This is a genomic window from Proteiniclasticum sp. C24MP, assembly GCF_043951855.1.
Taxonomy (GTDB): Bacteria; Bacillota; Clostridia; order Clostridiales; family Clostridiaceae; genus Proteiniclasticum.
In genome coordinates, this window is sequence record NZ_JBINJW010000001.1 from 81,549 (window position 1) to 101,234 (window position 19,686).

The window sequence follows — 19,686 nt, forward strand, 5'->3', positions numbered from 1 at the left end:
TGGTTAGTGTGGATTGGTGTTAAGGTTTCCAAACACTTGGTAACCTTTTTGCCTCGCCCTTCAGATAGTTCCTGATTCCTCTTCGCCCTTTCTCTGATGACGTCCTCTAGTTTGAGTGCACCCTATGGTGTAACGAATCGTTACCTCCCTCTATGTGATGGGATGGTTCATCCCGTCATGCTGTCGTCGTGAATCACGACTTCAGCTGATGCACTAAAATAGTGCGTTAGATCTTACCATCATTTTAAATGAGGGTATTGCATTTCGTTACCTATTAAGGATGAGATGTTTCACCCTGACCTTCAAAGGTCGCATTTTCCGACCTTTGGATACGCCATCAAGATGAAGTCCCAGATAAGGACTCCACAATTTTGTGGAATGTTCACTGTCGAATTTCTGACCGTAAGATTGGCCGGATTTTCGGCACATCTCCCCAATTTTGGGGAAATCTTTTCATGGCGGATTTTTCCGCTGTGACATCTTACACTCAGTTCGCAATCCAATAGTGGCTTACCAAAGTATTCACTCCCCAATTTTGGGGGATGCTCTACACGATAAAATCATTTCATCAGCTTTTCTTTTACCTGGTAATTGCACGTTAAAACAATTCTATGGAACGCTAAAACCCTTGTAACGCAATAAAAAAGCTAGAAGTTTAACCTTCCAGCTTCTCCAATTCTTCTATACCTTTTCTGAATATGCGTGATAGATGATTCACCGAATAACCTACTTTTCTTCCAATTTCATCATTGGATTTCTGATCTATATATCTCATAAAGAAGATTTCTCTGAGTAAAGGATCTTCAAGCCTGTTAATCAGATTTATAATATCGTTCCTCTTCCGCTTAATCTGTTCGATACGCTCTAGGATCATACCCTTATATTCTCTTACGCTTTCATGATGAGAATATTTTTTCACTACCCAATCATCCAGCATCCCATTGAAGCTATCAATCTCAATCCCTAGCATATGATATGCTTCCAGCTTCTTTCTTATCACAGTAACCCCCTCATACTTACAATTTCAACTATCTTTTTGTTCTCTGTCCTGAAGTCCATGATAGATCTGTAAGCTATATGTCTTTCCAGTTCATCATATGACCGTTTCAGATAGTCATACCCTACAAAGGCGACAACTATTCCAGTATCATCAACTTCTCTGACCGTAACCTGTACCGCTTTTTTCAATCCGTCCTTAGATGCTCCGGTTATTACTGTGATACTGTCTCCGGCTTCAATAGTTTTTGCTGCAACTGTCTTAATTGCATTTTTCACCTGAGTTCTATATAACTCAATCTCTCTCAATCGTCTAACATTGGATGAGAACAGATCCATATAACCCTCTATCAACTCATCCAGATACCTTCTTGAAATCTTACCGACTGATTCATTGATGATTCTGTTAAGCGAACCCCTCGCAATTCCACAAGCTTCAGATATCTCATTAACCTGCATCTTATCGAGATTATCAAAGTAATAGAAGAGCATCTTCACCCTTTCATCATCCTTCAGTACGGTCTTGGCCATGCGTTCCAGATCTCTTCTGAGTGCTTTTATAGTCATGTCTCGTTCTATGCCTTCTAAATAGTCTGTATTGTCTGGTATCGAATCACCAACGGTTACAGAATCATCCTCAATGCTGCCTACTGGAGAATCAATGGATATCGTATTAGAGAAAGTTCTTCTCAGTTCCAGTATCTCTTCAAAGGATACCCCACTGTATACGCTCAATTCCTTTGTGCTGGGCTCGTGACCGTACTCTTTAATATATTCCTCTTCCGCTCGTCTTAGGCCCATATAGGCCTTTCTAGGCTCATAGGGAACACGTATAACCCTACTGTTATCATGATAGAATCTATAAATCTTCTGTTTGATGCGAAGTATTGCATAAGTGGAGAATGCTCCCAGCTCTGGATCATACTTCTCTATTGCATTACATAAACCGAATACCCCTTCCTGAAAGAAATCATCATAATTTATGATCTCATCATACTTAGGATGCTTATTATATGCCCATTTAAAGCTCTTGAGGGCGGTATGAATCAACCCTTGATTATTCTCTACTATTACCCCTAGAACCTCTTTGTGGCCTTCCTGATACTGCCTGATTAGTCTCTCATTATCATCATACATAGAAACCCACCTTTAAGGCTTCCATGTGTTGAGCTGTCTCTTCTGCTTGGCTCTGTATTCTTTCATCCGGTTCTTGTCATAGTCAGGATTGTTCTGTTCCCAGTTTTTACGATTACGCTTCTGGCCTTCCAGCTTACATTCTGGACTACAGTATTTTGCGTTATGCTTTGGATTGCTAAATTTAGATCCGCATATGCTACAGATTTTATAACCCATACAATTAACTCCTTTCTCTGAAAAAATTCTATGTTTTGGCTTCCGTTCTATGTTTGAACATGAGAAAAAACGGACAGTACAGCGTTTGAAGGGCGGAACACCCCCTGGGAGGGGTATAGGGGGATACCTCACCATAAACTCTATACCCTAGATATCTGGTATTCCTTTAGAGCTATTACTTTTCCATTATCCAATTCAATTAAATATTTTCTATGATTATCATATTGAATCTGAGCTTTACCCTTTACTGTTCCTTCCTCACCAAAGTAATAACCAAACACATTACTCTTAACTCTTTCGCCTTCCTTGAACGCATTCATTTCATTAAACCATCCAGAAGATTTCTGTAATGATTTTTTTCCGCTTCATCTTCCAGGTTATATTCCTTATTGATTCTGTCTTTAATATCCGCCTGAGCTTTCTCGGTTTCTTCCTTCAGCTTTGCTTCTGACTTCGCTTTCTTTTCAGTGAGGACGGCTTCGGATAATTTACCCATGAGTTCTGAAGTGGCTTTCATCTTGGCTTCAAGTCTTTCTCTTTCCTTCTGCCGATATTCCGCCCTGGCTTCTTCCTTCGCCTGAGCTTCTCTTTCTGCTCCTTCGTGCAGTTCTTTGAAATCAATATGTCCGTTCTTGTCGATACTCATTACTATTCCCCCTTGCTCTCTTTAAGGATTGCATCTTTCTTTTCAAGAATGAGATTCAATATACCCATAGATCCGGTATTTCTGTAAGTATCATCTGCTCGGACCATAGTTCCGGTCATTCCTTCGGGGGTGGGGTATGTTTTAACCTTTGGTTCTCTGAAGATATCTCTCTGAAGTCTGTGCAGCATTTCATTACCGTTGTTCAGATCAGAATATAGATTGTCTTTTAGATTCTCAATCTCTGCTATGACCGGAAGCAATTTCTTATAACTTTCTCTTACCACATTATCCAGGCTGTCAATGATCTCCTTCTTCAGTTCCAGGTATTCAGATTCATTTACAAGCGGTTTAGCTTCCACCTTCTTCATTTTGTCCTGATACATTCTAGCAATCTCCTGAGCTGATTCACGCTCTTTTGATGCCTTCATGAAGGTTTCCTCATCTGCATCTGCTCTGGCCTTGTTAATGGCTTCTGTGGTGGTTCTGATTGTCTCCTCGGTCACGTCCAATTTTGCCTGTAGTGTAGAAAGTTCCTTGTCTTTAATCGCTTGTAGTTCATTCAGTTTCTGATCCAGTGCTTTTAATGTTTTTGCCATTGTTATTATTCCCCCTTAAAGTTCATCTATTGACGTCTGCAACAATTCAACCTGTATACTCTCTGAATTAGCTAAGTCATAGCTATTCTTTATGATGTTATACTCATCATCCAATAGTGCCTGTCCGGCTTTCTTATGTCTTAATTGAGCTTGGAGCGATACTGTTTTCTCTGTCGCAGTGGTTCTCAACTGATTCATTGCTGCAATTTCTGATGCTACATATTCAGGATCATACTCTTTCACTAACTCAAGACTCGATATCTTTTTGCTCATTTCGCTGGATAGAGTACGAGCGGTGTCCAGTTTCTGTTTGAGATTTTCGATTTCTAATGCCTGAGCGGTTCTAAGGGATTCAAGTTCCATTTTCCTATCATTGAGCTTTCCTATAAAAATTAAATTCTTTGCCATTGTTATTATCTCCTTTTCTTCTTCTTATTTGTTGTTCGTGCATCTTCTTTCTCTGTTCGGTAATCTTGTACCACTAAAATTCTGTTCGCTTCTGGCCGCTTTCCTTCAATTTCCTTGACCTGATATTCCAGGATTGCACCCACTGTTAAATCCTTGAAATTGGCAGATACAAGCTGAGATTGATGAAAGAATACGTTTCCCAATCCATCTTCCATGATGAACCCATACCCTTTATCAGTGAGTTTCACAACCCTGCCCATTCTTCTGTTTTTACCTCTCAATAGCTCACCTCTTTATAATTTATTGTTATAGTGGTATAATATATCCGATAAATTAAACACCCTATTTCCAGCAGACTTGTACAATGTATAGGTCTGTTTTTTTAATCAATCCTTCCACCTGATAACTTCCACCCCATTTCAATTTTTTTCTGCTTGTCTGCTTTTTCATAGAGTACCTGGATTCTCTTGATCTGTTCTTGTAAATTGTTTTTCATTTTGCATCAATCCTTTATAGATTTCTGCCGGATCATGTTGTGGAATTTCGCATAACTATTTTTTATCCAGGTTATAAAACCTTCTGATTGCTGGAGATCTCTTGTTGATTTTGAACCCCCAATTCTTCAGCTCTCTATCATCCTGGACTTTGAATCCTGATATCCTCATGGCGGTTTTCATGGTTCCGTTACTCACATACACTCCGGTATCGCTTCCAAAGATTTCTTTCAGCTCATAACTACCTCTCCAGGAACCACCACGTTCGATTAAATTAGCTGCTATCCACTCAAGAAGTTTCTTCTGAGTTTCAACTGGTTCATGATAGTAGTTTTTCGGATTGTCTGTTGGTAAAGCTTTGTTTTTCATTAACTGCACTTCCTTTAATTTATTTGCTTTAGTGCTGCTTCTTCTGGCTTAACTTTCTTCTTCGGTTTTCTATATGTCTTAGGCTCATATGCTTTTTCATAATCTACCTGAAAGACTGGCTCCGGATTCTCCATGAGATCATCAGCATCTATGAATCGCTCCCATGATAGATTGTACTTATAGACCTCTCCGCCTGGCCCTAATTCCAGAAGCATACCTGTTTCATGATCGTATGTTGTCTGAGCTGTCACAAGATCCGGATAATATCTATTTTTGATTACTGATATTTCCCCATCATGTTCCTCATCCTCATCATAAATACGTTTAACCGCTAGAATCACATCTGCCAGGTTATACAGTTCTGAAGCTCCGGATATATCTTCCATTTCGATACTAGAATTTTTCCTTGCACTCTTTGAGGGATGAAGCACCAGCATGATATGAACATTCTCTGTTTTAGCTAAATCAGATAAAGCTTTCATGAAGTCTCCCTGGTTATTCCATTTTTCATTCTGGCTATCTACACTCAGCACACTCATTAAATTGTCGATTACCACCAGATCAGGTTTATTCAGTTTGATTTCCTCGGCCATGAGTTTTAATAATTCTGAAGTGGTTCTCAGCTTTGATTCTCCTTTACTGAAAATGCTAAGTCTGTCACTATGCCACCGCTTCAATGCTTTAATTACGTACGGTTTAGGAATTTTGAAATAACGCTTGTTAACCTGAGTGATGTTGTAATACCTCTGATTTGCCCCTATACAGTTCTTGTAAAGGTTATTGATAAGAAGTGATGTTATACCCTCACCTGCCACCAGAAAGACCTTGTTACCCTTGTCTATGGCATTTACGATAATCTGAGTCACTACTGTAGATTTTCCAGAATTAGATCTGCCTGTTATGAGTGAAACCTGCTTCGGCCCTAAGTCATTTATAGCTAAATCAACACTTGCTATACCTGTGGGTATATAGTTTCCTTCCAGTTTGCTTAGATCCAGTTCTACATCATCATTGATATTAACCAATCCCTCAACCTTGACAGATGCACTCTTGATGATTTTCAGAATCTGTTCTTTTCCATGCTGCAATAGAATTTCATTGGCATCTTTGCAACCCTTGTATTCTTCTGCATCAGGGAATTTCACCAGGTAACCAAACTTCTCAAGGAATGCTTTTCTCATAGCTTTTCCCACTTCATCTACATCAGAGAAGATGATCAGTGCCTTGAATCCTTGAAGATATCGCTCTTCTTTTCTGAATAGCTTATCCAGACTTGAACCACCTGTTCCAACTGATACAACGTTTTTATATCCGGCTTCATATACACTGATTGCATCTATTTCGCCCTCTGTGATAACCAGCGGTTCTTCCTGGTTCAGAAAGTCTTTGTTATAAAGTCCAAAGTCTGATCCGGTTACCGATAAATACTTTGGTTTATCACCCTTCATGTTTTTCAGCTTAATACCTGTAATCTCACCATTACTCAGATAAGGGAACCCTATGTTATTCTGATGATCTCCGATCATGAAATCTCTGATAGTATCATCTGAAAGACCTCTCTTTATTAAGTAATCTCTCTGAAAGTCTTTGAGATCCCCCAGGTGAAACTCTGGCTTTTCTTTGATTTCGATACGGTAATTGTCTGTAGGCTCTTCCATCTGCATCACTTCCTCATGGCTCATACCCTTGTAATTGGTGTAGTAGGTGTAGATGTCGATTTTCTCGGTACAGGTGAAGCAATAAAACTGAAGTGCTTTCTTGTCAAATGAGAGTGATGGGTGACGATCTCCATTGTTATGAGAATATTTGTTAGGACACCGATACTTTGTGCCTACTCTTTCTAACCCCATTCCCTGAGCTATGATGTGTTCTGCATTTTGTCCTATACACTCTTTAAACTCTTGTATATTCATCATCCCTCACCCCTCATTCTCTGCTTACGTGCATTAATTTTATCCTGTCGCTCTTGTTCCATACGTTTAATCATTTCTGCCTGGTCTGATTCTGTAAGTACTTTTACCTCTCTCGGATGCTTCTTTGGTTTCTCCGGTTCTTCTGTGGGTAGATAGTCCAGGTATACAGCTTTCTGACCGATAAAGTTATAACTCGCTGTGATGAACTCCTTTTCCGTACCTTCTACAGTCTTTTTATATTTCTTTACACTCTCCAGAATGATATCCGGTTCATGCTGCTTGGTTACTTTCTTCCAGTTTCTGAAAGTCTGTGCTTTACCTTTACTGTTTGGATAGATTCTGTAGAAGGTTTCAAACTCCGGTGGATATATTTCTTTCTTCTTATTGTTCTTATGTTCTTGTTTGTGTTGATTTGCTGTCGATTTGTTGTCGTGTCTACTGTCGGATTCGCTGTCGGAAATCAATTCTCCTGATTGATACAACGCCCAATTTACAACGGTTATGACAGAAAATTTGCTGTCGGATTGAATGTTAATTGTGTTGTTGGATTCTAAGACCTTTAAATAATCCCATGCTGTGGAAGGTTTAAGCCTTAGTTCTTCACTTGCTTTATGTCTACCTGTTACAAATTGACCAGGCAACAAGTGAACCAATTGTCTACCTATTAATTGATCGTATTCCTCATGTGTAGCTTTGAGAGTACACCAGATAAAGACTTTCAATAGCTTCTCATTATGAAAGATTGCTTTATCTAAGATTTCTCTATGAAGCTTTATCCACCCCTTACCTGCCATACTCGCCACCATGTTCCTTCATTGTCATGTTCTTCACCTCTTTTCGTGAAGATTCCTGCCACTACTTACTCTTGGCTTTCAGGTACTCAATGAACTCATCAAGCTCTTCATCATCAAGCTGGAGCGTGTCATATGCGATTGCAATAACCTCATCTGATGCCTTGGCTGTCCTGTCTGCCATTTCGGGGAAGTGGTTCTGTAGAAATCTCCGTTCTAATTCAATATTTCGTGTATTTTTCATGTGTTTTTCCTCACTTTCAAATGATTCTTTTTCATGGTTTTGTTTTACTTATTCCGTTCCTTGCCTACCTGCTTTCCGTATGTGAACATGGTCATGGCCACCATAAGCGGATCGTCGGGAAACTGTTTCTTGGCCATGTTATAAATTTCGAGTGCAGCATCGTTCTCATCTTTGTTGTATACAAATTCCAGATTCTTGTAGATCTCTTTCATGTTCTTCATGTTGGTTCTCTCCTTTTAATCAGATTGTTCATGCAATGTTCCCTCTGCCCGTGGGATTTTAATTTTCAAATTGTGATATCCAATTATCGATTGTTGACTTCTTGAAGAGTCTTTTCCCCTCAATGGTTATACTAGGCAACCCGTATTCCTTCTGATATTTCTGTAATGTTACAAAGCTGACGTTCAGATACTTTTCAGTTTCCTTTATTGTCATGTACTCTTTCGGTTCTTTCTCTCTCAACTTCACTTCTTCTATTACTTCTTTGGCTAGTGTTGTTATCATCTTTCTGAGATCTTGCTTTGCTTCATCTGGAAAAGGTATCTGTAGGTTCATAATTTCTCCTTTCAATCTCATTCATTATTTCTGACTTGAGATTAATTCGTGGAAGTTTAAAGTAATCTCTGTACAAATTAATTGATTTTGCTAGAAGCTTTAACTCATCTAGTCTTGGACTATCAGAAATTTTCTTATAGCCTTTTCTTATGTAATCTTCTGCGAAATCTTCCAGGTACAGATCATAATAATCTTGAATTTTATTCATCACATGATCCATAACTTCACCACCCTCTTACTAAGGCTATTGCTCCAGCGATCATCAGAAGGACTGCTCCAGCGATATACATAGAATCAAACAACCGACAAAGAATAAGTTCATATCGATTAAGTTTCATTTTTCTGGCTCCTTTCTACTTTTCGTCAAAGAATAGTTCGCCAACGGGGGTATCGAGTATTTCAGAGATTTTCTTCATATTGTCATAGCTTGGTTTCACTCTTCCACGCTCATACTCAGATATGGTCTGATTCGTTGCTCCGATTAGTTCAGCTAACTGGAATTGAGTAAGTCCTTTTTCAATACGCCTGAATTTAAGTTTTAAGTTCATATGCTCACATCCTTTCAATTTATTATTTACACTAATATTATCACGATTAATTTATATTTGCAACAGTTATGCTAATATTTAGACTGATATTTTTAATTTTTATTGTATTTTATCAGTGGTAATGATATATTTTAATTGAGGTGAAAGAAATGTCTGAAAATATTGGAGAAAATATCAAGAGAATAAGAAAATCTAAAAAAATAACTCAAAAAGAACTAGCATTGTTATTGAAGCAAAAATTTGATGTTGAAATTGGCCAGAGTGCGATCAGTCAATATGAGAAAAACATTATAAATATTAGTTATGATATGCTCCTAAAAATAGCTGAAGCTCTTCAAGTTTCCATTAATCAATTACTTGGTATTGAGGAAGAAACTCCTGTAGATAAGATTCAGAAAGAGATTGAATCCTTGAATAACTCAATATCTGATGCTGAATCACAATTAAAGGAAGAGGAAAAGAAGATTTCTCGAATAACGAGTATGCTGGAAGAAGATCCGGAAAATATAAAGCTAAAAGATCAGAAGCGAGAACATGAGAACAACTGCAACAATCTCAATAACTTTATTAATGAACGTGAGAACGAAATGACAGTGTTATTGTCCAGAGTAGAAAGATTCCCGTATTATCAGGATTATGTAAAGAAAGAAATTGAAGATAGGATTGAAGGAGTCAGTAAGTCTGAAAATCCAGAAGAGTACATAAAGCTGATTAAATATAAAAGCTTGTATGACAGAATCGATAATATAAAGGATAATAATCTACAAAGAACGCTACTAGATCACTTTAATACGCTCAATAATATTGGTAAAAACGTTGCTATTTCAAGAGTCAGAGAATTAAATATGATAAAGCTTTATACTCAAGATGAAACAATCATTATCAATGATGATGAAGCAGACTAAATAAATCATCCCCCAATTCAGTAACCCTCTGCCCGTGGGAAAATGAATGGAGGAAAAAATAAAATGCAAATCAAAAAAATAATTAAGAATGACATTACCACTTACACGCTGCAAGGATACATTGGAACAGATCCAGCGACCGGAAAAAGAGTCCGAATCACAAGAAGAGGACTTTCTTCACCTAAAGAATGTGAATTGCTCTTCTATCAGCTTAAACTTGATTTTGAACATGGAGGATTCAAGAAGAAAGAGAAATACACCTTCCAGGAAGTATATGATCTATGGCTGGAACAGTATAAGAATACGGTCAAAGAGTCCACCCTACAGAAAACCCTTACCCTATTCAAGAAGCACATTCTCCCCCATTACGGGAAAATGTATGTTGATATGGTGAAAGTTACTCACTGCCAGGATGCCATTAATAAATGGTATAAGACATTGAAGAATTACCGTATAGTCAATAACTATGCTTCCCTTGTATTCAAGCATGGGATGAAGCTAGGGATTGTCAAAGAGAACCCTACTCAATTAGTCACTATTCCAGTGAGAAAAGAAGATGTAGATGAAGAGAAACCAGAGAATTACTTCACTAAGGATGAATTAATCAAGTTCCTGGATCATGTAGAAAATACAGACAATCCTAAATGGTATACCCTTTTCAGGTTATTGGCTTTCTCAGGATGCAGAAAAGGAGAGATCCTTGCTCTTACCTGGAATGACATTGATTTCAAGAAGAACACGATCAGTGTAACCAAAACCTTAACCCTCGGACTTGAAAACAGACTGATCATCCAGCCACCCAAAACAAAGAAGAGTAAAAGAAATCTGAGAATGGATGAGAACACCATGCAGATCATGAAAGAATGGAAGAAAAGACAAGCTCAAGATATGCTAAAGCTCGGACATAATACCATGAATAAGAATCAACTGGTATTTACTAACCTGAAAAATCAGTTCATCAATCCCCAGCGTATTGGCCAGAGAATAGAAACATTCTGTAAACAAATAAACCACAAGGTAATTACACCTCATGGTTTCAGACATACACATTGTTCGCTTCTATTTGAAGCTGGAGCAACTATCAAAGAAGTCCAGGATAGATTAGGTCATTCAGACATTCAGACAACCATGAACATTTACGCTCATGTTACCGAAAAGAAGAAAGAAGAAACCGCTCAGAAATTTGCCAGTTATATCAATATTTAGCATCCGTAGACGTCAACATAGACGTCAAATAAAAAAAGAAGGAAGTTCCAAAACCCTGCAACCGTTGATATCAGCAGGCTTTGAAGCTCCCTATACTCTTTAATGGTGGAGATGAGGGGTGTCGAACCCCTGTCCGAAAGTCGAAAAATAAGACTTTCTACGAGTGTAGCTTTGTAATTAACATTCCCTTTGGCTTAGTTTACAAGCAGACTTGGCCATTGGTAGCTTCATTTATTCCGTTTCTGAGGCAAAGCTTACTCAGACTCGTTTTTCCGCTAATCGGCGCTCTAGTCCCAGGCAGCGGACATCCCGGGTAGAACGTAGCAGCTTACGCTGCTAGTGCAAAATTATCTTCTGCGTTTATGTTTTGCTATAGTTTTTTAAAGCAGGTCAATAGCATCCTTCTACTCGCTTATCAGATCTTTCATACCCCCGTCGAAGCCAATACATCCCCATGTATTGTACAATCCTTATTATACGCACTAATTCTTAAAAATCAATAAAAAACACCCTGCAGAATCTAAAAAGTCTTATTTTCTAAAAATTTACTCATTTAACCCGAAATAATCTGTTAATAAATATTTAACTTTTTTGACGTTGCATTTCATGGCGAAAGATTGCAAACCGTTGAAAGCACTAGATAGTTAAAAAATAACAAAAGTATCGTATGGTGCAAAACCGCAATAAAATTTGACAAATCTTGAGACAAATGGCTTAACTTCGTAGACATCAAAAGACCCCACTCAATCAAGAGTGAGGTCTTATTTTTACACTTTTATACCTTCCATGTGTTGCCACATTCCTGGCAAATAGCCATGGTTTTATGGAGCGTCTTTGTCTTATATTTTCTGGGCCTGAAGAGCTTATAGATCAGCATAGGTATTGTCAGGAAAATCCACATGATGGGCTCCCACCACCAACCCACAAAGATCCAATAGAGAGGGCTGTGCTTTTTCTTTGTTATAGTCTCTGATACTACTTGGGTATGTACCTCGTTACTGTGACATTTAGGACATTGCATGCGTGATGACCTCCTATATATTTTTATAATAGTATACCATTAAACGTAATCGATTACTATTTATGTTAAAATATATGAAAGAACAATTTCAAGCATAATAAGCCAGGGAGGAATAGAAATGAACACGTGGAATCGAAATGGATATGTGATTGAAGAAAGACAGTATAGCAATACTTTAAACAAATTCTCTATTGTAGTTGCTGGTGAGGATGTAGATGAAATCATCCCAGAAGATCAGTATATTATGCATTTCATCAGAAAGATGCTGGATGAAGGCGAGGATATTATTGGATGGGAAGGTGGTTCTGGCGACAGGATCAATCTGACTTCTTACGCCGTTTTGGTAAAAGATAAGTATAATGAATGGGCTGAGAGTGATACTTTAATTGAGAGCTATTCAAAGAAACAAGTCCTTGAATTCTTTGATAATAAAAAACTAAATGAGAACGATAAAATAATAATGGGATATTATGACGAGAACAATGAATTTACATCATTAATGGTAAGAACCTCTTAATTTGTGGTGATTTCTCTTGCCTCTCATGCTATAATTTTATCTGATAGACAACCCCTATCACCCTGCATCGTCGCATAACACCATCCTGGTGCAGGGTTACTTTATTGCATCGAGGAGGAACATAATGACTAAACCTGAATTTACCAAGATTCTCTTATCCTTACCTGAAGATCTCACGAATGAATTAAGAAAAGAAGCAGACGAACAATATCGTTCCCTCAATAACTACATTCTGTGGTTATTGGTGAACAGAGATAAAAATATGCTGGTGTAATCTATAGACCCTGCACAATGGAGTGTGGGGTTTTTTACGCAAAAAAATAAGCCGGGGTTACCGGCTAGATGATAATATAAGAACTATAACTTCAACTCAGCAGGATGCTGGCTTATATATGTAGCGAATGTAGTATCCATTTGAAGTGATTCAATTTTGGAATGTATAATTTCAAAAAATGGAACTCCATTTTTAACTAGTTCAAAGTCAGATATATTGAAATCTATAATGCAATACCTAGCCTCAACATTCTCTTTACTGAGATAAAATTTTTTAACTAAACCGCTTGCATCACTCCACTTTGATCCAGTGATACCCTTGTATGAGAAAAGAATCCCTAGTTTCTTTGAAGAAGTTAATAAGAGACTAGCAAATTTACCAACGTATGTTACATCAACTTTCTTTGAATAGTTCTTACACTCACATAAAAAACTCTCTAATCTAGCATCAATCAAACCATATGAGATTAGCATCTTCATAAATTGTTTCGAAGATATAAACTGATCAATCTCATTTGTTCCAGTTCTTACGCTATTAACCACATCAAAATATCTATCATATATCTCTAGAAGATAAGTAACAAGATCTTCTAGGGACTCCCCTTTTTCTGTGGTAGTACAAGCGCTAGAATTAACTCTTTTGAAGTGTTCAAGCTTTTCTATGTATAACTTCTTTTGTTCATCAGTCATCTTGCTTATTTCTCTATAAGAAAAATGCGCATTTATTTCTTCGGCAATCTCTATAAAATTAAGTCCATTACTATTCATTTTTCACCCAAGACTTTATAAATTAAAATCGCATTGTGTAACGAGAGAATTTCTGATCCGCAGTTTTCACATTCTAAAGTTTCCGGAATTGAAGCGAGAGTTTCAAATACTTCTTCCAATCCACTATGCCTATTACAAGTGCCGCAATATATTTCGTAATAGCCTTTTATGTATCCAGCTTCTTCTAAATCACCTAGGAACTTATAAACATCAATAATACTGATGCCATACCTGCGTTTTAGGACACCAGGATAAATCCAGCTTCTACTTTTATAAAATTTAAGAAAGTTAGATATATCTTGAACTTTCTTTTCGTCTTGGATATACTTACTTACAATCCTCTCTATTGGAACTGATATATTTGACAACATTATTCATCCTCTCCATTCCTATCAAAACATTGCTATAGTAATGTTGAATCAAACAATAATTTTCATCCATGTATCTAGTCACTATTTTTACGTGGATACTTCTGGTTTTTGTCTCGTTTTCCCAAAGCAATTCAAACCATGGATATTCAGACATTTCTTCTATTTCGAAAATAAAATTATTGAGTGCATTTTCAAGCTCTGGAAATTTATGCAAATCTTCTTCATGATCTTTTATTAAATCTTGAAGTTCTCCGATAAAAGGTAATATATAATCTTCATTTTTACCAACATTAAGCTCTGCTCTCCCTCCTGAAGATAAATTCATACTTTGTCCAATTAGTTTGACATCACCATTTTCTTTGGCAATAGTATGTAAGAACATAAGGTCTATCGGAGATAACTCTAAACCATATGTACTTTTAAAATTATCACGGATTATCTTTACCAAACTTGAATAGAACATAGGATTATTATCTTTAAAGGGCATTCGCAAAGTATCAAATCTTATTTCAATAACTTCAAGGTTATTATGAAATGCAATAACAACCGGATATTTCAGAAGTTCTTCTTCCCCTGTTGTCGAGTTGTAGGCAGAAAAAGAAAAGCTATACTTAAGTAAATCGATGTCATCAACAGTATATCTAACCGGAGAAACTAAATCCTTATGTATATAATTCTCCTCAGTTGTATCAATAATCGGAATTTGGTTTAAAATCGACGGCACAGTACTACTGTAGTTGTCTATCTCGAATGGGATAGAATACTTATAGTCCTTAATAAATTCCCATTTTTCAAACTCTTTCACACCTCTTTTCCTCTCACGTATTATCTTAAGAAGTGCAAGTTCATAATCCATATCGGTAATATCAAGGGCATCCTCACCTGCTAGTTGTATTGGAACTTGACCTGAAAATGCAATTTCTGCTTTAATCATTTGTTTCAGAATAAATTTCAGTTGTTTAAATGAGTATTTCCTAACTGTGTTTTGCAAGTACTCAACATAAATTTTATAATCCATTGATTCCCCCCATATTAATAAATTATTTTGTATTTAGTTAAGCATAAGCGATTTATTATTATATATCAAGTACCTACTACACGTCAACAAAAAAAAGCACCCTTTTCGGAGTGCTTCTTACTTTGTATCTATTCTATTTATCCTCCGGACAATTCTCCTCCATTTTCCAAGCCAGTAGATCTTTAATTCTGTCTATGAGGTCATTTCCGGTGGATCGCACAAAAACGTTTACCATCGGATCTTCGAACTCCTCCATAAGATTTTCCAAGGCCTCCTGAGCTAGGTCGTCGAAGTCCTCCATAAGCAGATTCAGGCTCACTTTCTCAACCAGAGCCACATCTTCTTCTTTCAGCTTGAGCAGCAGCTTAGGTTTTTTAAAGTACACCAGGATTACGGAGTTAACCAAGTGCTGCACCTCTCCTACTCCTAGATCAGTGTATTCATCTCCTACGTAGTTTACTCTGTCACCCTCTACTACTTTCATAGCTATACTCTCTCGGTAAAGTCTAGAGATATCCAGCCTGCGCCGCTTTTCAGTTTTCCCCATCCAGCTTCCTCATCCACGATGGTGAAGACCTCGTTCTTTCTGACCACGGTCCTTACCGGGTTCTTGACTCCAGGGCCTTTTCTGACATTAAGGGCATCGGCTGTAATCCTGGCCAGAAAATCTTTTTCACTGATCTTTTCCAGGTCCTTTTCGATGCTGGCGTGAGTCTGTGGTCCTGCCTTGCCATCTACCAGGATCCTTCTGGCTTTCTGGTATTTCACTACTGCGGCTCTTGTAAGCACACCATAGGAACCGTCAACTTTTCCATCAGCTGGTGAGAATCCAAGCTTGATGAGGTTAGCCTGAAGCGTCTTTACGTCCTCCCCCTTGCTGCCATATTTTAGAGCTGGATAAGAAGGTTTTATAGCAGGTTTCTCTAAGAGAAGTGCTTGCGCGTCCTTCCTGACGTCGTCCATGGTCTTACCGTAAAGTTTGAACCAATGCATGACATCGCCGTGATTTGATGCTATCCCGAGCTTGTGAGCGCCGCTGTGATCCAGCACGCTGGTGTTCGTGATCTTGAAGCCGTAGATCTTGGCCAAATATGCAGTGAACTCCACTCCTAGTTTGTAAACCTCAGCGAAGTATTTCGGATCCTTGAGGTCGTCCTCACAGATCTCGAACTGGACGTATCCCATTTCATTCGCTGAACCCTTGGTTCCTTTTCCTGATCCCCAGGCTTCGATATCGAATGGCAGCGTCTGATAGATCTGCACGTCGCCGTTCTTGTCTTTACCAATGAAAGCGTGGACGCAGACATTTCGGTTCCCGGGCTTAGGCTGGTCCCAGTGGTTATTGTATCGGTTTGGTCCGAGGTTCCCGTCGTCTGGTACGTATCGGGAGAGCTTGGGGTTTTTTGCACCGGTGGAGTGCCAGAGCACCCCTTTTACTTCCTGCTTCACGCCTGCTTTATAGCAGTTGTTTTTTGTAAGAATCTGTTTTCTGAGATCCATGACTATACCTCCTTGGTGATTTCGAGTGGTAGCGACTCTGGTTTATTGTGAGAGCTGAGCGTGAGATTATGGACGAATGCCTCTATTAAAACTTCCAGCTCCTCCTCGGTTACGGTAATGCCTTTCTGATTGATCCATATTAAAATCTTCGACTTGGCCAGCTCAAATTTTTCTTCCGGCCGAAGATCAATACCTATCTGCTCGACGAACTCGACAGTGGCCGCGATAAATTCCAGGAGTCTTTCCTGGTTGTCCTTATCGATCTTCGAATCGAAGAAGACTTTGATTTTCGTGGCCAGGTATCCTGCGATGGCAGTAAGTATGATCATGATGTACGGGGTGATATGGTTCATTAATTCTTCCATGTTTTATCCTCCTATCTGTAAAAGGTAATAAGTTACTACGGCGGTAATAATCAGAGTGATGATATGGGACTTGTACTTTTCCCATACGTTGATCTTTGTTTCCAAGGCCCCCTCTCGTTTTTCTCTGACCTCTTTCTTAAGTGCAGTTACATCCGCTTTGACTTCTTTGACATCCTCGCTGATCGTTGTCATCTTCTCGGCCATAACTGCTATGGATTTGGCCATTTCGTATTGCGCATCGGTCTTGTTTTCAATCTTCTCCATCCGTTTATCGTGCGCATCGTGTTTTTTATAGAGATTAATCACGTTCTCTTTGAGGGCTGCAATTTCTCCTTCTTTACTGCATTTGTGTTCCATTTGCCACCTCCAGTATTGCATTTTAAAAGGACCTTCCGATTTGGAAGATCCTTACAATAACCCCATTTGACGGGCTATTTTTTCAAGTATTTCATCTTTTTCTTTCCGGGATAAAGTCTTGAAGTCTTTCCCCTTGAATTTATCCCGTTCATTCTGATCTTTATCTTTCTCTTCTTTAGCCTTCCATTTGATCTTCGCCACTTTCAAACGCTCCCTTCTCATCTTCACTATAATATCGGGTCAGTATGATAATGATGTTATCTCCTGTTTTCTCAGCAGATAAAATAGGATTCGTCAGTAGAATCTCAGGTACAATCTCTTCAAGGTATCCTTCCGGAAGATCTGAGAAATCAAAGTCTTCTGTCACACCATCGATTGTCACGCTTAATACATCACCATCTATGATATGACTGATCTTCTTTTCTGATCTCTGGGGGCTTTGAATTATATTTATCACAGGAACCACCTCCCTACCGCAATGTAATCTACGCTTCGAACAACGGCAGCCTGACTGTTTACTGTTCTCCACTGGGCATAGCATTGACCAGAAGGATTTGAAGGATGCGCTGCCACCATCGCCCCTACAGAGTCGTTATTCCCGTCTCTCATTGAACATGTGACCGCAGGTTCCTCAGCAAAAAGCGCTGGAAAGTTTCTGACAATCGTTGATGTCCTGTAGCCTCCACCACCTAATGCACTGGTACTGGAAAGACTACCGGCTATTGAGCCTCTACATATCATGGTTCCATCAGGAAACTTCGTATACTTACCGTTGGCGTTTTCGCCTTCTTCTATGACTCCGTTATGCCACAAAGGATTACCGCTCACCTTCGCTGATTCTGTGGTGAGATTTAGATTCTTGACTCGGATGTCCATGGCCCCCTGCTCATCCGCACCATCTCCACCGCTGACAATTATTCGAGCATCACGGTCTGTCCCTTGTCCTCCAGAGTGAAAGTCAATATAGGCGTACCCTATCAGATTCGGATTGCCGATTTCTAATCCTGCATTTCCTTGCAGCTGCTCCAGTAATAGTTTTGTGTCCAGACCTCTGTTCTGAATGAGCATGTCTCCGAAGAGTTCCAGCATCGCCAATCCCTCGTAAACTTTACCTATGGCCAAGCCTCGACCGTTCGCTGCAAAGTCTAGAAGGGTGAAGCCTGCGCTCACCTGGAAGATTTGTGACACTGATCCGAAATAATCGGTTAGGGTGAGTCTTACATCATAAGTGAAGTCCAGGTTCAAAATCCCACTTGTTGAAAGATAGGATGAATCAAATACATAAGCCGACCCGGTAGTGAGTGTACTCCATGTTGAAGAATTCTGAAGCTTGTACTCCAGTTTATAGTTTTTTGTGTTCTTGTTTCCTACTGGAGCTACACTGAATTTCATTAGTGCTTTCAGATAAACTCCATCATCCCCATCCTCTACTCCAGCAGATGTGGCTCTCAATACATTGAAGTTCTCGATTTCTGGTGTATAGTACTCCACGACGCTCACTGATGTGTTGTATGTTGCTGATCTGCCTCGGCTGTCGGTTACGGTTACTACAATGGGAATGGTCCCAGCAGAAGTCAACTCCGCCGTCGTGACCGGGTTCCCATTATAAATCGATCCTAAGACCGCTGTTCTATAGTGTGTAATAGAACTCCCGTACGCTCCAGAAGCTGCAATATTAATGGCCAACTTAGATCTGCTCTGAACATATGCTGCAAATTGAGCCGCCAGTCCTGCTACCGCCTCAGCTATGGCCACCTGAGTGATCGTCGGTTTGAACTCGATAGTGTTTGGTACGCTTGCAGTAAAGCTTATAACATCTGACCCAATCAGAGTGCCGCCGTTATAAGTCTCTATGAGGATTCGACCGTTTCCTGATGTACTGTCCGGGATGCTATTGGCATAGTTTTTCGGAACAGTCCACGCCAGCGAGGTGGCAACTTTTCCGCTTGTTGTGAGCTTGGTCCAAGTGCCTGCGTACCAGTCGACATAGACATCATGGGTGAAGGCGGTTGATGCTCTGGCGATATTGATCGTTATGGCATCACCAAGGTTCGGGGTTGCATCAGACAAGGATCCGGTTGAAGCTCGAGGGATTGTAGTGAGGTTCATCGTTCCTGATCCACTGGCGTTTCCGGTGTAAGAACCTGACCATTGAAGTCCAATATCCATATAAAAACTTAAAGGCACACCTGTTTTTGTTCCATCCGAATTATGGTAGACCTTCGTTGTTCCTGAATAAATGGTTTTGTCACCGCTTCCACCTATTGTCGTTGTTCCATTTGCAACGGTAACATTGTTTATTTTAATGCTATAGGACTTTGAAGCGGTTGATGAAACATTGTAAGGTCTATGAATAATGAGGCTATAAGCGAGAACTGAGTAGTTTCCACTTATGTCCTGGGACTGCTGAGTGACAATTAGTTCTACCGTTGGTGCATTTGATATTCCACTTGTCCATAAGATACTTGCCAT

The 19,686-nt window shown here is 39.1% G+C and carries 29 protein-coding genes and 1 other RNA gene; 4 read left to right on the forward strand and 26 right to left on the reverse strand.

Annotated elements, in window-relative coordinates; genetic code table 11:
- Positions 1-655 precede the first annotated feature (655 nt).
- The 15 genes from ACHAL6_RS00395 to ACHAL6_RS00465 all read right to left on the reverse strand — a co-directional run bounded on the left by ACHAL6_RS00395 (position 656) and on the right by ACHAL6_RS00465 (position 8,913).
- The gene (locus ACHAL6_RS00395; protein WP_395268126.1) at positions 656-1,000 is read right to left on the reverse strand and encodes a DUF1492 domain-containing protein; all 345 of its coding nucleotides are present in this window, start codon (positions 998-1,000) and stop codon (positions 656-658) included.
- Positions 997-2,133, reverse strand: a complete 1,137-nt coding sequence (locus tag ACHAL6_RS00400) for a sigma-70 family RNA polymerase sigma factor (protein ID WP_395268128.1) — start codon at positions 2,131-2,133, stop codon at positions 997-999. The genes ACHAL6_RS00395 and ACHAL6_RS00400 overlap by 4 nt, the downstream gene beginning before the upstream one ends.
- Before the next feature lie 356 nt (positions 2,134-2,489).
- Positions 2,490-2,669: a hypothetical protein gene (locus tag ACHAL6_RS00405; RefSeq protein WP_395268129.1), complete on the reverse strand. Its 180-nt coding sequence runs from the start codon at positions 2,667-2,669 to the stop codon at positions 2,490-2,492.
- The gene (locus ACHAL6_RS00410) at positions 2,666-2,995 is read right to left on the reverse strand and encodes a hypothetical protein (RefSeq protein WP_395268130.1); all 330 of its coding nucleotides are present in this window, start codon (positions 2,993-2,995) and stop codon (positions 2,666-2,668) included. Before ACHAL6_RS00410 ends, ACHAL6_RS00405 begins: the two co-directional genes overlap by 4 nt.
- Before the next feature lie 2 nt (positions 2,996-2,997).
- Positions 2,998-3,591: a hypothetical protein gene (locus ACHAL6_RS00415; RefSeq protein WP_395268131.1), complete on the reverse strand. Its 594-nt coding sequence runs from the start codon at positions 3,589-3,591 to the stop codon at positions 2,998-3,000.
- Between the two features lie 15 nt (positions 3,592-3,606).
- Positions 3,607-3,999, reverse strand: a complete 393-nt coding sequence (locus ACHAL6_RS00420) for a hypothetical protein (RefSeq protein WP_395268133.1) — start codon at positions 3,997-3,999, stop codon at positions 3,607-3,609.
- A gap of 5 nt (positions 4,000-4,004) precedes the next feature.
- Positions 4,005-4,280, reverse strand: a complete 276-nt coding sequence (locus ACHAL6_RS00425; RefSeq protein WP_395268134.1) for a cold-shock protein — start codon at positions 4,278-4,280, stop codon at positions 4,005-4,007.
- A 270-nt stretch (positions 4,281-4,550) separates the two neighbouring features.
- On the reverse strand, positions 4,551-4,862 hold the full coding sequence (locus ACHAL6_RS00430) for a hypothetical protein (protein ID WP_395268135.1): 312 nt from the start codon (positions 4,860-4,862) through the stop codon (positions 4,551-4,553).
- A 14-nt stretch (positions 4,863-4,876) separates the two neighbouring features.
- Positions 4,877-6,778, reverse strand: coding sequence for an AAA family ATPase (locus ACHAL6_RS00435; RefSeq protein WP_395268136.1), 1,902 nt, complete (start codon positions 6,776-6,778; stop codon positions 4,877-4,879).
- On the reverse strand, positions 6,775-7,569 hold the full coding sequence (locus ACHAL6_RS00440; RefSeq protein WP_395268137.1) for a hypothetical protein: 795 nt from the start codon (positions 7,567-7,569) through the stop codon (positions 6,775-6,777). Before ACHAL6_RS00440 ends, ACHAL6_RS00435 begins: the two co-directional genes overlap by 4 nt.
- A 61-nt stretch (positions 7,570-7,630) precedes the next feature.
- On the reverse strand, positions 7,631-7,810 hold the full coding sequence (locus tag ACHAL6_RS00445; protein WP_395268138.1) for a hypothetical protein: 180 nt from the start codon (positions 7,808-7,810) through the stop codon (positions 7,631-7,633).
- A gap of 44 nt (positions 7,811-7,854) precedes the next feature.
- The gene (locus tag ACHAL6_RS00450; RefSeq protein ID WP_395268139.1) at positions 7,855-8,031 is read right to left on the reverse strand and encodes a hypothetical protein; all 177 of its coding nucleotides are present in this window, start codon (positions 8,029-8,031) and stop codon (positions 7,855-7,857) included.
- Positions 8,032-8,089: 58 nt separating this feature from the next.
- Entirely contained in the window at positions 8,090-8,365 is a 276-nt protein-coding gene (locus ACHAL6_RS00455) for a helix-turn-helix domain-containing protein (protein ID WP_395268140.1), read from the reverse strand.
- The gene (locus ACHAL6_RS00460; RefSeq protein ID WP_395268141.1) at positions 8,337-8,585 is read right to left on the reverse strand and encodes a hypothetical protein; all 249 of its coding nucleotides are present in this window, start codon (positions 8,583-8,585) and stop codon (positions 8,337-8,339) included. Before ACHAL6_RS00460 ends, ACHAL6_RS00455 begins: the two co-directional genes overlap by 29 nt.
- Positions 8,586-8,718: 133 nt before the next feature.
- The gene (locus ACHAL6_RS00465; RefSeq protein WP_395268142.1) at positions 8,719-8,913 is read right to left on the reverse strand and encodes a helix-turn-helix transcriptional regulator; all 195 of its coding nucleotides are present in this window, start codon (positions 8,911-8,913) and stop codon (positions 8,719-8,721) included.
- Positions 8,914-9,062: 149 nt separating this feature from the next.
- Between ACHAL6_RS00465 and ACHAL6_RS00470 the strand changes: the two genes are divergently transcribed.
- Both ACHAL6_RS00470 and ACHAL6_RS00475 read left to right on the forward strand, forming a co-directional pair.
- Positions 9,063-9,818 (forward strand): helix-turn-helix domain-containing protein, encoded by a 756-nt coding sequence (locus ACHAL6_RS00470; RefSeq protein WP_395268143.1) that lies wholly within the window; start codon positions 9,063-9,065, stop codon positions 9,816-9,818.
- Positions 9,819-9,860: 42 nt separating this feature from the next.
- Positions 9,861-11,024, forward strand: a complete 1,164-nt coding sequence (locus tag ACHAL6_RS00475) for a tyrosine-type recombinase/integrase (protein WP_395268144.1) — start codon at positions 9,861-9,863, stop codon at positions 11,022-11,024.
- 103 nt (positions 11,025-11,127) lie between these two features.
- Here ACHAL6_RS00475 and ssrA read toward each other — a convergent pair.
- Positions 11,128-11,478, reverse strand: a transfer-messenger RNA (tmRNA) gene (ssrA, locus tag ACHAL6_RS00480).
- Between the two features lie 685 nt (positions 11,479-12,163).
- Between ssrA and ACHAL6_RS00485 the strand changes: the two genes are divergently transcribed.
- Both ACHAL6_RS00485 and ACHAL6_RS00490 read left to right on the forward strand, forming a co-directional pair.
- Positions 12,164-12,562 carry a hypothetical protein gene (locus ACHAL6_RS00485; protein WP_395268145.1) on the forward strand — a complete coding sequence of 133 codons (399 nt, stop codon included), beginning with the start codon at positions 12,164-12,166 and terminating at the stop codon, positions 12,560-12,562.
- Between the two features lie 124 nt (positions 12,563-12,686).
- Positions 12,687-12,836, forward strand: coding sequence for a hypothetical protein (locus ACHAL6_RS00490; protein ID WP_395268146.1), 150 nt, complete (start codon positions 12,687-12,689; stop codon positions 12,834-12,836).
- Between the two features lie 83 nt (positions 12,837-12,919).
- Here the strand turns inward: ACHAL6_RS00490 and ACHAL6_RS00495 are convergent, their stop codons facing one another.
- The 10 genes from ACHAL6_RS00495 to ACHAL6_RS00540 all read right to left on the reverse strand — a co-directional run bounded on the left by ACHAL6_RS00495 (position 12,920) and on the right by ACHAL6_RS00540 (position 19,686).
- Positions 12,920-13,603 carry an acetylglutamate semialdehyde dehydrogenase gene (locus tag ACHAL6_RS00495; protein WP_395268147.1) on the reverse strand — a complete coding sequence of 228 codons (684 nt, stop codon included), beginning with the start codon at positions 13,601-13,603 and terminating at the stop codon, positions 12,920-12,922.
- Positions 13,600-13,974: a hypothetical protein gene (locus tag ACHAL6_RS00500; RefSeq protein ID WP_395268148.1), complete on the reverse strand. Its 375-nt coding sequence runs from the start codon at positions 13,972-13,974 to the stop codon at positions 13,600-13,602. The genes ACHAL6_RS00495 and ACHAL6_RS00500 overlap by 4 nt, the downstream gene beginning before the upstream one ends.
- Positions 13,931-14,992: a hypothetical protein gene (locus ACHAL6_RS00505; RefSeq protein WP_395268149.1), complete on the reverse strand. Its 1,062-nt coding sequence runs from the start codon at positions 14,990-14,992 to the stop codon at positions 13,931-13,933. Before ACHAL6_RS00505 ends, ACHAL6_RS00500 begins: the two co-directional genes overlap by 44 nt.
- Before the next feature lie 133 nt (positions 14,993-15,125).
- Positions 15,126-15,476 (reverse strand): hypothetical protein, encoded by a 351-nt coding sequence (locus ACHAL6_RS00510; RefSeq protein WP_395268150.1) that lies wholly within the window; start codon positions 15,474-15,476, stop codon positions 15,126-15,128.
- A 2-nt stretch (positions 15,477-15,478) separates the two neighbouring features.
- Positions 15,479-16,492: a peptidoglycan-binding protein gene (locus ACHAL6_RS00515; protein ID WP_395268151.1), complete on the reverse strand. Its 1,014-nt coding sequence runs from the start codon at positions 16,490-16,492 to the stop codon at positions 15,479-15,481.
- 2 nt (positions 16,493-16,494) lie between these two features.
- Positions 16,495-16,857, reverse strand: a complete 363-nt coding sequence (locus tag ACHAL6_RS00520; protein ID WP_395268152.1) for a phage holin, LLH family — start codon at positions 16,855-16,857, stop codon at positions 16,495-16,497.
- A 3-nt stretch (positions 16,858-16,860) separates the two neighbouring features.
- A complete protein-coding gene (locus ACHAL6_RS00525; RefSeq protein ID WP_395268153.1) occupies positions 16,861-17,214 on the reverse strand; it encodes a hypothetical protein in 354 nt (117 codons plus the stop codon).
- Positions 17,215-17,265: 51 nt separating this feature from the next.
- A complete protein-coding gene (locus ACHAL6_RS00530) occupies positions 17,266-17,415 on the reverse strand; it encodes a hypothetical protein (protein WP_395268154.1) in 150 nt (49 codons plus the stop codon).
- The gene (locus ACHAL6_RS00535; protein WP_395268155.1) at positions 17,390-17,671 is read right to left on the reverse strand and encodes a hypothetical protein; all 282 of its coding nucleotides are present in this window, start codon (positions 17,669-17,671) and stop codon (positions 17,390-17,392) included. The genes ACHAL6_RS00530 and ACHAL6_RS00535 overlap by 26 nt, the downstream gene beginning before the upstream one ends.
- Entirely contained in the window at positions 17,668-19,686 is a 2,019-nt protein-coding gene (locus ACHAL6_RS00540; protein ID WP_395268156.1) for a DUF859 family phage minor structural protein, read from the reverse strand. Before ACHAL6_RS00540 ends, ACHAL6_RS00535 begins: the two co-directional genes overlap by 4 nt.